The organism is Bilophila sp. T19-St14 (genome assembly GCF_059728385.1).
In genome coordinates, this window is sequence record NZ_BAAGFT010000001.1 from 225,023 (window position 1) to 239,483 (window position 14,461).

9 protein-coding genes are annotated in these 14,461 nt (G+C 49.7%); 7 read left to right on the plus strand and 2 right to left on the minus strand.

Going from position 1 to position 14,461, the window contains the following annotated elements; genetic code table 11:
* Positions 1–380: 380 nt before the first annotated feature.
* Positions 381–503: a hypothetical protein gene (locus AC6I1V_RS00955; protein ID WP_497736775.1), complete on the minus strand. Its 123-nt coding sequence runs from the start codon at positions 501–503 to the stop codon at positions 381–383.
* 1,736 nt (positions 504–2,239) lie between these two features.
* Here AC6I1V_RS00955 and AC6I1V_RS00960 point away from each other — a divergent pair.
* From AC6I1V_RS00960 to AC6I1V_RS00975, 4 genes are read left to right on the plus strand one after another with little or no spacing between them, the layout of a single operon-like run.
* Positions 2,240–3,343, plus strand: coding sequence for an HD domain-containing phosphohydrolase (locus AC6I1V_RS00960; RefSeq protein WP_486853804.1), 1,104 nt, complete (start codon positions 2,240–2,242; stop codon positions 3,341–3,343).
* Positions 3,327–3,689 carry an Hpt domain-containing protein gene (locus AC6I1V_RS00965; protein WP_302553111.1) on the plus strand — a complete coding sequence of 121 codons (363 nt, stop codon included), beginning with the start codon at positions 3,327–3,329 and terminating at the stop codon, positions 3,687–3,689. The genes AC6I1V_RS00960 and AC6I1V_RS00965 overlap by 17 nt, the downstream gene beginning before the upstream one ends.
* A gap of 11 nt (positions 3,690–3,700) precedes the next feature.
* A complete protein-coding gene (locus tag AC6I1V_RS00970) occupies positions 3,701–6,208 on the plus strand; it encodes an ATP-binding protein (protein ID WP_486853803.1) in 2,508 nt (835 codons plus the stop codon).
* A gap of 51 nt (positions 6,209–6,259) precedes the next feature.
* Complete coding sequence (locus AC6I1V_RS00975) at positions 6,260–8,830, plus strand: hybrid sensor histidine kinase/response regulator (protein ID WP_486853802.1); 2,571 nt, start codon at positions 6,260–6,262, stop codon at positions 8,828–8,830.
* A gap of 994 nt (positions 8,831–9,824) precedes the next feature.
* Here the strand turns inward: AC6I1V_RS00975 and AC6I1V_RS00980 are convergent.
* Complete coding sequence (locus AC6I1V_RS00980) at positions 9,825–11,183, minus strand: ECF transporter S component (RefSeq protein ID WP_337431471.1); 1,359 nt, start codon at positions 11,181–11,183, stop codon at positions 9,825–9,827.
* A 692-nt stretch (positions 11,184–11,875) separates the two neighbouring features.
* On the opposite strand from AC6I1V_RS00980, the gene AC6I1V_RS00985 reads away from it, so the two are divergent.
* The 3 genes from AC6I1V_RS00985 (at position 11,876) to AC6I1V_RS00995 (ending at position 14,278) form a co-directional block, all read left to right on the plus strand.
* Positions 11,876–12,376: a (R)-mandelonitrile lyase gene (locus tag AC6I1V_RS00985; protein WP_486853801.1), complete on the plus strand. Its 501-nt coding sequence runs from the start codon at positions 11,876–11,878 to the stop codon at positions 12,374–12,376.
* Positions 12,377–12,727: 351 nt separating this feature from the next.
* On the plus strand, positions 12,728–12,925 hold the full coding sequence (locus tag AC6I1V_RS00990; protein ID WP_497736778.1) for a cupin domain-containing protein: 198 nt from the start codon (positions 12,728–12,730) through the stop codon (positions 12,923–12,925).
* 381 nt (positions 12,926–13,306) lie between these two features.
* Complete coding sequence (locus AC6I1V_RS00995; RefSeq protein ID WP_486853800.1) at positions 13,307–14,278, plus strand: DUF362 domain-containing protein; 972 nt, start codon at positions 13,307–13,309, stop codon at positions 14,276–14,278.
* The last annotated feature ends 183 nt before the right edge of the window (positions 14,279–14,461 follow it).

The window sequence follows — 14,461 nt, forward strand, 5'->3', positions numbered from 1 at the left end:
AATTTAGAAAACATTATATCTGTATTAAAAACTTGATTTTTATTTTTGGTTTACTTTTGAATATTATATTGTTTTAGTATGTAACTATATATTATTTTAGGATATAAATTAATATCAAACTAGGCTGTCAGTAGATTGTAATTGGCTTTTACTTATTTTATATAATTTGTTAAAATGAGAAGACATTGAATATTCTATCGTGTTGTCGATAGAGCATCCAATGCCTTGCATCATAGTTTCACAATAAAAGAAATAAAAATATTATGGCTGACATAATAAAAATAGTGTCAATACTCCGTTTTCCACCATTCCTTTGGGGTTGAATATCTTTGCTGCCGAGGAGAAAAATAGGCTGGTACTCAATACTACCCGCTGATAAACTAGCCGGAGGGCGGGTGCAGCACCAACGCCAGAGGAATATCCTTGCCGGTGTCGGTGCGGAAGACTATCCAGAATAGCAGGCTCCCGTAGGCCAGCAGGTAAACCAGGGCAATCAACCCCATCGGTACCAGCCTGTTAATTGAATCTTTGAGGCAGGGGACTTCGCTTCCTTCACCTCACCACACTGCCTGTGAGTTTGGTTTGGATTGCGGCAGTTTTTCAGCGACAGGGGCCATACCGTCCATAATGGCCCTGGACGCTCCGGCGATTTTATCCGGCAATGTCTCGCAGTAGATGTGCTGATGTTCCATCGCGGCCATTGGCGATCAGAAGCGTTGTCTTTCCGAAGATTCTCAATCTGTTGCTAACATTACGCGGACGGGCCGCTTCCGTTTCAGACGGCTTCCTCCCGTATGCTTTGCCGAGATCGATCACATATCAGCCATGTTCATGATGCTTTTCATGTGACGGCTTCATACATTTTCGCGCGGACTATCCGCCAATGCTGCAATTCCACACGTATTTCGTAGATTTTTAGGGCGAGCGCCGTGGTGGGGTATCCGTTTGAAATAGAACGAGTCGGCCACACAGGTGCCGATAGCCGGAAAGTCCAGCGTTATACTATTCTTCTCAACCGGTTCCCGTGCGTTGGAAGTATGGTACATCTCAAAACGCTGCGTTTTATCGAAGTACAGATTTCGACAGACGTGGATAGGTACGTCGGTAGGCACTTTCCTGAAAGGAATGTAAAAGTTCTATGGAATCGCGGTGCCGTCTGATTACCTAGAAAACAGTCAGCTCGCGCGGTATTTCTCGCAGGGCTTCCTTCATGATGCTGCCGTAACTGGCCATGCTGGTCTTGGTACGGGCGGCGGCATTGATGACTACGGCATAGCCTTGGTAGTTCTGCGAGTGTCCTGCAGGCTAGTCCACTTGTCAGTGCTGTCTAGAGTGTGTCGTCAATTAGATATAATTTATTGAAATTATTTAACTATTTTTTAGGTTATAAAAAATTATTTTTAATGATTTCATATAGTTATATGTAACATGACGACACGGCCTAGAGTGTTTAGACGGCAGGGGAGATTCGACGGGGAAAGCATTTATGCATCTTGAGTACGTCCGATGTGTCGGTATCGGTATCCACAAGTAGAATATTCGTATTTTTGTTGCGAAGATAGGCAACAATGGCGGAGGAAAAAGCTACTGCCGACATCGCCCTTACATGTCTAGTTTCATGCCGAATGCCGTCAGTCGGCATTGCAGTTCTCCTCCATCCGTTTAAGTTGTGGATATGAAATAACCACATGATATGACAGAGCCTTAAAAAAATATTGGTTAAGAGAAAAACTGCACAATCCTATCCAATTAAGCAAAAAAATATAAAAATATGTAACTTTTTGTGCTGCAAGGCTTTTTGAAGAGGTGGGAGAGTCCTGTGAAGCAGTCTGGACATTGTGATATGTCTGCGTGTATACTGCCAAAAGTTATTTATCCACACTCAGTTTCTGATAGGGGGCATAGGGATTTTCCTTTGGCGGAACTATTTATTGTAAAGAGTGATACCGGCATTGAGTAATGTTTGTATATGTAAATTATATAAAATACATGTGTGTTTATTAAAAAGCCTTTTAAAGGTAAAACAATATATTCTGAAAAATATATTTGATAATTTGCTAATTATATAGGAAATTCTGATAGCGTTGACACCAAGGAGTATGTATAAGGATTTTTATTTTAAATAAATATATAGAATGAATATGTACAAGCAACTAATTGATAAAAAACAGTTTTTCATTTTATAGCATATCTCATAATATATTAAAACAGAAGGAATTTTTGCTTGTTGAGGTCGGCTATGCGCGAAGGGGCTTATAACGGAACGCTACTGCTTGTTGATGACAATGAAATCAATCGTGAAATTCTTGAGAACGTGTTTGCTCCCTATTATGCTTCGGAGCATGCGGAGAACGGAAGTATAGGCCTCGAAAAAATATTAGCGTGTCCTGATAAATACTGCGCGGTTCTCCTTGACGTAGTGATGCCGGAAATGAACGGCATACAATTGTTACGGCATTTGAAAGCCAAGGGCTTGGTTGATAAAATCCCCATTTTTCTGATTACCGCTGAGGCCAGCGATACCGTTACGAAAGAAGCCTATGAATTGGGCGTGATGGATGTCATCAGCAAGCCCGTAATTCCCTATATAGTGCAGCGCCGTGTAAACTCTGTGGTGGAGTTGTTTCAGGCTCGGAAGAGGCTTGGAAACAAGGTGGAAGAGCAGCAGTCGGAACTGCTTGCTCAGGCGCAGAAAGTCATTGAGCTGAATCAGGGAATGATTGAAGCTCTGTCCACGGCCATCGAATTCCGCAATGGAGAATCGGGCGAACATGTTCGCCGTATCCATGACATCACTCGCCTTCTGCTGCTCCATACGGATTTGGGAGCGGGGATGAATGAGGAAGCCATAGAAAATATCGCCTTGGCCTCCATCATGCATGACGTAGGCAAAATTGCCATTCCCGATTCCATTCTGAACAAGCCCGCCAGACTTACCCCCGAAGAATTTGAGATCATGAAGACGCATACCACACAGGGCGCGGAACTTCTGGAAAGGATCCCGCAGTTGCGCTGTCATGAATCCTATCAGTATGCCTGCGATATAGCCCGCCATCATCATGAACGGTGGGACGGCAGGGGCTATCCTGATGGTTTGAAAGGAGATGAAATATCTCTGGGGGCACAGATTGTGTCGCTGGCGGACGTTTACGACGCGCTGGTGAGCAGGCGCTGTTACAAGGCCGCATTCAGCCGGGCGGATGCCTTGCAGATGATTTGCCGCGGGGAATGCGGGGTGTTCAATCCGTTCCTGCTGAATCGTTTCCTTGCAGTGGAAGAAGAGGTTGCCAGTTTGTATGTCCGCAATTCGGAGGAGGGAAGAAGCTATGGATGCAGCCATTAAGAACATGTTGACGGAAGGCGGGATAGACGTGGGCAGCATGCTGGAACGCTGCATGGGGAACGAGGCCCTGCTGGAACGGCTGCTGAAAAAGTTTTTGGCAGACACATCCTATGCCAGACTTGTTGGGGCGTTTGAGGCCGGAGACGGCGCCGCGGCCTTGGATGCCGCGCACACGCTCAAGGGGGTGTGCGGGAATATGTCCATCACGGGGCTGTTTGAGCTGCTTGCCCGCCAAGTTCAGGTTTTGCGCCGTGGAGATATGGCAGAAGCCGCAAGCATGGTGCCGGAAGTGACACGCAGATATGACGCAGCCGTTCAGGCTATCCAAAAGAGTTTCAGAGGCTGAGAGGGGGAACGATGGGGTTCAGGTCTGTTTTGCGCGGAGCGTCCCTCAACATCTTCGTGTTTCTGGTCGTACTCGCGCTGGCTGCGGGCGGGGTATGCCTTTTTCGCGATACGCTTCTTCGGAATGCCAAAGTCACGGGCATGGCTCTGGCCCGGAACTACGCGGCCGAGGAAAGAAGCAATCTCGCCGTGTACGAGACGCTTCTGGCCTTCGGCACCGCATCTATGGACAAACGTCTGCAGGAGGGGGGGCTGGAGGATACGGTCCAGTGGATGCGAATCTATTTTGAGCGGCTTCAGACTGTACTGGGGGACAATGTAGTTGTGCCCTACATCGTTTTGAATGGAAAGATCGTCGATATAGCCCGCCAGTTGCAGGAAAAGATGCCCGATTTTACCCCTAGGGAACGCGACTGGTTCAAAATGGCCCAGAAGAACCCCGGTGTTCCTGTATTCAGCGGCGTTTATGAAGACGCCGCCACGGGCAAGCCTGTAGTCACCATAGCACAGAAATCCCGGACAGCGAATGCCGTACTGGCTTTTGATATTTTTCCTCACTATTTCCGTTTTAATTTTCTGCCGCAAAAGTTGAAAAGTTACGAATCTTTTTTCCTTTGTGACAATAATGGAACGCTTCTTTACACACAGACAGGATTGAATGTCCCGGATGACGTATTACAAGATTATGTATTCGATCTGGTTAGAAAAATACAGAATAATGAATTTGAAGAATATGACTCTTATATTATTGATCTGGATGGCAACAAGAGGGCTATATACTATGACAGGATGTATAATGGATGGTATTCCATCGTTACCATCCCTCACTACAGTATTTTGAAAGAATCCAATACGTTATTAATATTTTTAATACTGTCCGTTTGCATTTTCCTTGCAATACTTGCGATCCTTTCATGGCGTTCCGGCAGGGTGAATACGCTTATGAAGCGCACCAACGAGGCCGTGCGGGTCTTGGGCAACTCCTATTATGCGCTGTACCGCGTAAATTTTGAGAATGATGCCTATGAAATGATCAAGGGGTCTGGCTACGTACGGGAAAGGGTCTCGCAGACCGGGAAATACAGCCTGTTGATGCAGGTCATGCTGGAGGTCATTGAGCCGGACGCCCGTGAGGAATACAGGCAGAATTTTTCCTGTGAAAGCATCCGCACGCTTGTTTCCCGCAAAGTCCGGGACTTCGGGGGGGATTTTCGCCGCCTTTTTGGTGAAGAATACCGCTGGGTCAGTGTGCGCGTCCTGTTCGACGAATCCCTGACGCCTGAGGAAGTGGTGCTCTGTTTCCGTGAAATAGAACAGGAAAAGCTGTGGCAGCTTCAGGAGCGGAAACTGCTGGAAGATACGCTGGAAGCCGCCCGGCGGAGCGAAAAGGCTAGGCAAGCCTTTTTCGCCAATATGTCGCATGACATGCGCACGCCGCTCAACGCCATCATCGGCATGTCCGATCTGGCAAGGCAGGCTCTGGACGATAAGGAGAAAGTCGCCGGATACCTTGATAAAATCCATTACTCCAGCTTCCAGCTCAAGAACCTGATCGACGACATTCTGAACCTGTCGCGCATGGAGGAAGGGCGGTTCGACCTGAACAATCAAAAGATAGACCTGCGGCAATGCGTTCAGGACTGCCTTGATGCCTATCGTGTGCAGGCTGAGGTGGAGCACAAGAGCCTACAGGCGAGCATGGAATTGGAAAACGCATGGGTCATGGCCGACCCTGTGCGCATAGGGCAGCTTCTGAATAATCTGCTTTCCAACGCCTTCAAGTTTACCTCGGCGGATGATGCCATTTCCATCGCCGTCACCCAGATAAGGAATACCGACAAATACAAATTCGTGGTTTCGGATACCGGTATAGGGATGTCCCCGGATTTCCTCCCCCATCTGTTCGAGCCCTACGCGCGGGAAAATCGTTTTGGCTCAAAAAAGGTGGCCGGGACGGGGTTGGGAATGTCCATCACCAAGAATCTTGTGGAGCAGATGAACGGTGAAATCAGCGTGGAGAGCGGAGTGGGGCGCGGCAGTACCTTCACCATCGTCTTGCCCTTCGTCAGTGTCGATCCCGTTTGCGCGGGGGAAGAGAAGGAAAAGCAGGATGCCCCGGATATGGAAGCCCTCCGCGGGAAGCGCATCCTGCTGGCCGAAGACAATATGGTGAACATGGAACTGGCCGTCGAGGTCTTTTCCATGCACGGAATAGAGGTCGTTCAGGCATGGAACGGCACGGAAGCCGTGGAACAGTTTGCCGCATCCGAACCGTTTTCTTTCCATTTCATCCTCATGGACATGCAGATGCCGGAACTGGACGGCTGCGGGGCGGCCCGGCAGATACGGGCCATGGACAGGCCCGATGCGAAAAGCGTCCCCATCATTGCGGTGACGGCCAACGCCTTCGCGGAGGACATCGTGGCTACCACGGCGGCGGGCATGGATGCGCATGTGGCCAAGCCCATTGATTTCAGTCTTCTCTTCAGCCTGCTGGAAAAATTCATCAAGAATGGCTAGCCGTCCCGTCCCGCCCATAACCGGAATGTGCTGCGAGGAGCAAAAGGTTTCATGAAGAATATACGCCAGTTCGTCATCGGTGGGGCCATCAGCGTCTTCATCTGCGTTGGGTTTTTCGTCTGGAGCACCCGCGATATGGTTCGCCATACCGGGGAATCCATCCGCATAGTGGGCGAGATCTATCTGAAAGAGATAAACAATCAGGTGAATCTGCACTTCGCGTCCATCATTTCCCTGCGCCTGAAACAGATTGAGGTCATCCTCGACCGCACTCTGCCGGAGGCTATGGCTGCGGGCCTCGTTCCGGAGGTACGGCAGCAGATGAACGATCATGCCGCCCTGAGGGATTTTTCCTATCTGGCCCTTTACGCCACGGACGGATATGCCGACGTCATCCACGGCGAACCTGTGACCGTCCTCAATGAGGGAGCGTTTCTCCTGTCCCTGAACAACGCTGAGCGGAAAGTGAGTATCGGCGTCACGCCATCCGGGGAGAAGCTTCTTCTGCTGGGCATATCCGTAGGCTATCCCCTATCGGAAGGGTATCCCATGTCGGACGGCAGGCAATGCACGGCTCTGGTGGCCGGGGTCCCTCTCGAAAACCTCAACGAATCCCTGTCGCTTGATGCCGTAGAAAATTTTCTGACCTTTTCCCATATCATCCGCAGGGACGGGAGCTTCGTGCTCAGCAATGCGGGGCTTGGGGGCGGCAACTATTACAACAGGCTTATGGAGGAGTGCGTTTTCGACGATGTGTCGCCCGCGGAGATGGTCGCCGCCATGAGGGAACATCTTATGCGTGACGAGCCGCATACCATGCTCCTCACCATGCGCGACGGGGGGGAACGCCGCCATGTGTACTGTTCAAAGATGCCTTCTTCCGAGTGGTTTCTGGTGACGGTCATGCCTCATGGGCCTCTCGACATGATAATCGCGGAGTTGGGAGACAGGAGGCTTTTTGTTTCGCTGCTGGGGTGCGTACTGATTCTGCTGCCGGTATTGGTCATGGTGTTCCTTTATGGAAGGACGGCGAGGCGGCAGGTGCTTGCGCTGCGGCAGGCGAAACATGAGGCGGACAGGGCGAACCGCGCCAAGAGCGAATTCCTGTCCAATATGAGTCACGACATCCGTACGCCCATGAACGCCATCGTGGGCATGACGGCCATCGCCGCGTCGAATTTCGAGAATACCGCCATTGTTCACGACTGCCTGCGGAAAATCACGCTTTCCAGCAGGCATCTGTTGGGATTGATCAACGATGTGCTGGATATGTCCAAGATCGAGAGCGGCAGGCTCTCGCTCAATATCGACATCGTTTCCCTGCGTGAGGTCATGGAAGGGCTGGTGGGCATCGTGCAGCCGCAGGTCAGGGCGAAGAAACTGCGTTTCGATATCCGCATCCACGATATTCTGGCCGAAAGAGTCTATTCCGACAACGTGCGGCTGAATCAGGTTCTGCTGAATCTGCTTTCCAACGCGCTCAAGTTCACGCCCCTGGGCGGTTCCGTCGCCGTGAGCCTGTATCAGGAGCGTTCCCCTCTGGGAGATGGGCATGTGCGCACCCATATCCATGTGAAGGATACTGGCATCGGCATGACGGAAGAATTCCAGAAGAGAATCTATGATTCGTTTTCTCGCGAGCCCAATGCCCGCGTCCACAGGATAGAAGGAACGGGGTTGGGCATGGCCATCACCAAGTATATCGTGGACGAGATGAAGGGAACCATAGAGCTGCGCAGCAAACCGGATCGGGGGTCGGAGTTCCACATCACGCTGGATATGGAAAGGGTGGACATGCAGGAAGAGGACATGGTGCTGCCCGACTGGAGCATTCTGGTGGTGGACGACGACGAGGAGTTATGCCGGAGTGCCGCCTCTTCCCTGATGGAGTTGGGGATACAGGCGGAATGGGTACAGGACGGGCAGAGTGCCGTCCAGATGAGCGTGCGCCGCCATGAGCAGGGCCAAGACTATCATATGGTGCTTCTGGATTGGGAAATGCCGGGAATGAACGGGCTTGAAACGGCGCGGGAACTGCGCCGGCATTTGGGCGAAGATGTGCCCATCCTGCTGATTTCCGCCTATGACTGGAGTGAAATCGAGGAAGAGGCCCGCCTTGCCGGTATTACCGGCTTCATTTCCAAGCCGTTGTTCAAGTCCACGCTGTTTTATGAATTGAAGCGGTTTGTGGAAGAGGATGCGGAACCGGGCGGGCTTCAGGAAGAGCACGCCGTGCCGGATTGGAAGGGAAAACGTATTCTGTTGGCCGAAGACAACGAGCTGAATTGGGAAGTGGCGAGCACGCTTTTACAGGAATATGGCTTTGACTTGGATTGGGCGGAAAACGGGCAGGTATGCGTGGATATGTTCAGGGAGTCCAGCGTGAGGTATTACGACGTGGTGCTTATGGATATTCGTATGCCGGTCATGAACGGCTACGAGGCGGCCAGAAGCATTCGGGCTATGGACAGGCCGGATGCCGATATTCCCATCATAGCCATGACGGCCGACGCCTTTTCCGAGGATATTCAGAAGTGTCTGGACAGCGGCATGAATGCGCACATTGCCAAGCCGCTTGATATGAAGGAAGTGCTGCGCATGCTCCAGAAGTACCTGCGCTGATCATGCCGTTCCGCCGTTTTAGCCTGCCCGGAAAGGTACGGGCTTCCCGGAAGCCTGCCTGCTGCCGGTTGTCGCAGTATGTGGGGATATTCATCTTTTCGGTGATTTTCTAATATGTTATTTTGAATTTCATATAGTTGAAATGCAGCGTTCATTGCGAAAGTGAACGTCTCGTATGCTGTCCCTAACGGAACTGCTTAATCGGCGCGGTGTGGCCGTCCTTTTTGTTGTTCAAATGGATTTGATGGCGAGCGTACCAATCATCCTTGGAAAGTCGATTATCCGTTAGGTATTATTGGATTAGCATATGCTAATATAATCCCCTACCAAAGCGTCGTGAAACGTAAGCTGAATATGTCCTTAATTGATTATGTATGGTATGTCGGAGAGCGATTCCACCAACGAGAGCAAAGTCCGGGTGATGGAAATATGCTCATTGCAATATGTTGGTATTGTACTTTTTTTCTTCCCTTAGTATCTGTCGTAAACAAACTGAACATTTCATTGGTACTGCAACTATTAGGAAGTATTATTCTTATTGTTGTTCCATTTGTATTTTGTCATGTCAGATACAATCAGAAGAATAAATATTTGATAGGGTTGCAATATAAAAATAAAAAGCATTGGGGACGCCGCTTGCTTATAATATGGAGTTTCTTGCTTGCTATAGTCATAATGGAGTTTATTGTTATGATAAAAATTGGATTTTGGCATATTGGAGCCTAACTATAGGCTTTACCTATTGAGGACACAAAAAGGCCGAAACAATAAACTATCCGCTATGCGGGCGGTTGTTATTTGGGAGTATATCCTTTTAACTGCGAGGGTATTGGGTAGTTCCGAAGTAAAAAAGATGGAACATGTTCAAGAAGAGGGATGGTTACGGCGTGTCCGGGAATTGAAAAAAAGCTGGATGTCTATCCCAAAAATATTCATGCAAGCACACGGGCGAGAGGGAATGTGATTCCCTACGCGCTGTTACTGGAATTCATCGTCAAAAGAGGGGGTGGGCTCTTTCAAATGAACAGCGATTTTTACCTAACTCTTTAGAATGGTACAACGCTTGGTCTGCCGCAGTATATGCTTCCATAAAATTCCGCTTTCCTTCACAGAACGCGACACCAATACTGCATGAAACATCGTATGTCCCCGATATGGACAGTGCGGCTATATCTTTGCCTATTTTGTCAGCTTTCTCAATCATCTTCGCCTTGGATAGATTGCTTACATAGACACAGAATTCATCTCCGCCCAAACGGCCTACCATCCCGTGTCCATCAAAATGAGCCTGAAGAATACTGGCAATAGATATTAAGACCTTATCCCCGGCGGGATGGCCGTATGTATCGTTAAGCCGCTTGAAGTTGTCCACATCCAGTATAAGCAAGAAACCAGAATTGTTATCGCGTAAAGCCATATCGACATACCGCGTCAGGGTCATCTTATTGTACAACCCTGTCATCAAGTCGCGCTTAGCCTGCTGAGTCAATTTCAGGAGATATTTTTCAGTTAGAATCAAGACAATGGAGACGACCAAAAATAACGAGATAACGGCTACTAAAAACTGTGCTCCCAACTGCCAAAATTGGCTTAGGATTTTTTCGGATATGGCAACACCTTCACAGCGCAATATCATTTCTGTTCGATTGTAAAAATGATACCATAGCCCCAATGTCAATAGAAACATCAATAGGATAAATCCGGCCAAACCCAATAAGATTTTCGGGTGTGCTGCAATCCCCTCCGTCTTTTTTATTTCATCACGGATAAAGAGTATTTCTTTGGAATTTGATACGGCGTAAACGCCTATTATGAGCAGGCCGACGACACCCCATTCTATAAAATTTTGTAGAGACAGTTTTCGTAATAGTCCATAAAATAGAGTAATGCCGGATTCAGGAAACAGGATTTGTATGGCTGTGATTACCAAAAACGAGTGCAGAAAGTCTGCTAGGATAGCTGCGAAAGCTATGCACGCTTTTTTATATCTGGTGTTCTTTTTTGCATGAAGGAAGAGGCAGCCCGCCAGAAAACCAAAGGCCATCCGCATTCCAACGCTGACTATGAGGCTGGATACTGGAGCACCACTGATGAACGGTGAAAAAATTTGATCGGCATATGCTGTAGCAGTCACGGATGCTTTCCACATGCTCGTTAGCCCAAATATTCCACCTAGAACCAGGCCTTCTGCAGGCCCAAACAGTAATGCCCCTATAAGAACCGGCAGTGGCATGAGGGTAAAAGAGATAGGCGGAATAACAATATAACCGAATGCGGAAAAGGCGAGTACCAGCTCCACGGCCACAAGGATGGACAATATTGGAAGATAGAGTGGAGAATTGCGCATAGACATGATGATATTTCTTTAGTGAGTGTAATTTCAAATAGTTTGCTAAAAATTACGCTATCTGTCCATAGCTGATCAGCTGGCCAGTGGGAATTTTATTTTAGCCTGGCTTGAAAATACGGATGATTACCCGATATTCCATTTGGATTCAGTGGTTACATCGGCAAGGGGAATTGGGATAGGCCAGTCGCCGGTACAGCTTTCAGTGACGCCCACATCGGCCATTTCATGCCCGGCGTCGGTTATAAAAATGGATCATACTGAAAATTCAAGCCTTCTCTTGAGCGGGACATTCACTTCTGCAATGAAAGCCGTATTTCAACTATCTGAAATTCAAAATGAATTTTTTAGAAAATCATCGAAAAGGCGAATGTCTCCTTGAGCGCCTTTTCAGTATCTTAAAAGCATGTGGGCCGACAGAGCAGTTCGTCGGCCCGTTTTGCATTGTTAGTGGGCTGGTTAAGCAAGCGGCATGCGGCCGTTGGGTTTTGTTTTGTGCTGGAGTGGGAAGGTTCATGCGGGGGAAGCATCCACTACTTGTCCACAACAGGCGGGGATTACTTCCTTTTTGTTTTAGATTGCGTTTTTCAGAGAAAAGAGAGGATCAGGCAAGATTAAGAGAGAATTGTGTCTACCGCACGGTTTCGGCTAACGCTATCGTATATTCCATCATCACTTAACCATTAAGGATATATGCTATGAATCGACTCTCAGCAATGATGTTGGCCGTGCTTTGGGCTGTTTCTCAGGGGGTGCTTGCTGTTCCGGCTGAGGCCGCGGAATCCGGCAAGACGGGACAAGTCATCGTGCGAAATGGTGAACAGGCTTCCATCAAGGGGGCGGATACGATTTTTACAGGCAGCGTACGCATTGATCCCCTCTACGCGGCGAACAATGATATGCGTTCCAGCGGAGGCAGCGTCACATTTGAACCGGGGGCCCGCTCAAACTGGCATGTCCACCCTGTGGGGCAGGTGCTGATTGTTACTTCCGGTGTTGGCCGGACTCAGGAATGGGGCAAGGCGATGCAGGAAATCAGGGCGGGGGATGTAGTCATATGCCCTGTGGGAGTCAAGCATTGGCACGGCGCCGCACCGAATAGCGCTATGACGCATATTTCTATTTGTGAGGAAAAGGAGCCCGGCAAGGTTGTAGAGTGGATGGAAAAAGTGACCGATGCCCAGTATAACGGCAAGTGATGTGGGCTGAAAAGAAGTATCTGAAGCCATTCCTTGCTTCCCCGTAAAGCCTGCTGGGGGAAACGGGCAGGAAATAAGGTGCTGTCTGCTCTTCGGAGTAGGAAGCCGTTTCTCCCCCTATAGGGAAAACGGCGATAATGGAGTCCGTCATATGGAAAAAGATATGCCTTCCGCCGTCGCTGTGGGTGATCCGATCATCCTGCGTACAGTTCACAGCCTTCCATAAGGGGCCGGATACATGGTTTTACCGGCACGGTTCAGATCCTACGTTCCCGGCCATGCGCCGTATGTGTTTCAAGCGCATACGCCACCTCTGAGCCAGGAGCCCGTGCTGCATGGCATACCCATCCTTTGGGGCAGGCTCTGATCATTACGGTTGGAGTCGGCAGGGGGCAGAGAGGGCCGACTCAAGAGGTTCGCCCCGGCGATGTGGTCTTGTTTCCTCCGTGTATCAAACACTGGCACAGAGCCGCGCCCGGTGTCGCCACGTTTCATATTTCCGTGGCTGGAGAAGAAGGCGGGAACAACGTCGAGTGGCTGGAAAAATAACGGAAGGGCAATACATGGGGAATCCGTTGCCCCTAAAGGCCGGGGATGTGGCCTTGCCTTATATGCCGTGCGCTGGAAACATATTTTTGAAGGCTGTGTTATAGAAAATGGTTGATGCTTTTTTCCTTGAAGTTCCACAGGGATAACCGACAAAATGCCTTAGCCCTGTATTTCGCCAAGAGGAAAACCGGAGAAAAAGGCTGTATTTTTCACCGCACTGTGGAGATGAAACAACCACAAACTATAACAGAGCCTTTTTGAAAACATGCGGCGATATATTTTCTGTTTTCGAGTACGGGATGCCACGAAGCTGCTTTGAAAGAAGAATGAATAAAAAGGTTACAAACACCATTGTGTAAAGGCAATTAAGGAGTGCACAGTATGGCCGGACAGTTTTCGCGTCGGAGTTTTCTGAAGGGTGGAGCGTTCGCTGTAGGGGCCTTCGCTTTGGGTGGGTTCCCTAGAGCCGATTCAGCCATTGCCGCGCCGCAGGAAAAGGCAAAGGTCTTTTTTACGAAGGACATCAGCCTCGAAGGGTTGATGAAGGTCTACGCCCGCGTCAATCAGGGCATGATCGGCAGGATCGCCATCAAGCTGCATACGGGCGAACCGCATGGGCCGAATATTTTACCCCGTGAAATGGTCAAAGGGTTTCAAGCGAATATCCCGAACAGCAGCATTGTGGAATGCAATGTTTTGTATCCCAGCCCAAGGCAGACCACGGAAGGGCATCGTGAAACCCTGAGGGCCAACGGCTGGACTTTCTGCCACGTCGACATCATGGATGAGGATGGGGACATAAGCCTCCCCATTCCCGGCGGAAAATGGCTTGCGGAAGTGTCCGTCGGCAAACATATCCTGAATTATGACTCCATGCTGGTGCTGACCCATTTCAAAGGGCATGCCGTGGGCGGTTTCGGCGGATCGCTCAAAAACATTTCCATCGGCTGTGCCTCAGGGAAGCTGGGCAAGCAGCAGATCCATCAGCTTCCCGGCGACGGGAGCTGGCCCGGAGGCCCGCTGTTCATGGAACGGATGGTGGAAGGCGGCAAAGCCATTACCAATCATTTTGGGCAGCATATTACCTATATCAACGTACTTCGGAACCTGTCGGTGGATTGCGACTGCGCCGGGCTTGGCGCGGCGGCACCCACCACGCCGGATTTGGGGATCATTGCCTCGACGGATATTCTGGCTGTCGATCAGGCTTCGGTGGACATGGTTTATGCGCTGCCCGAAGCGCAGCGGCGCGACCTTGTGGAACGCATCGAGTCCCGCAGCGGCCTGCGCCAGCTTGAGTATATGAAGCTCCAAGGCATGGGGAACAATCAATACGATTTGATCACCTTGTAAGGCGGCTGGATTCCGCCGATGTGCGCGGAGGGCAGCGGCGGAGGCGGCAAGGCGGTTCTGGAAGTGGGCCGGAGACATTCGCCTTTTCGATGAGTTTCCCAAAAATCATTTTGGGCTTCAGATAGTTGAAATGCGGCTTTCATTGCAAAAGTGCCTGTCTCGTAGGCCGATTCGCCTTGCCGT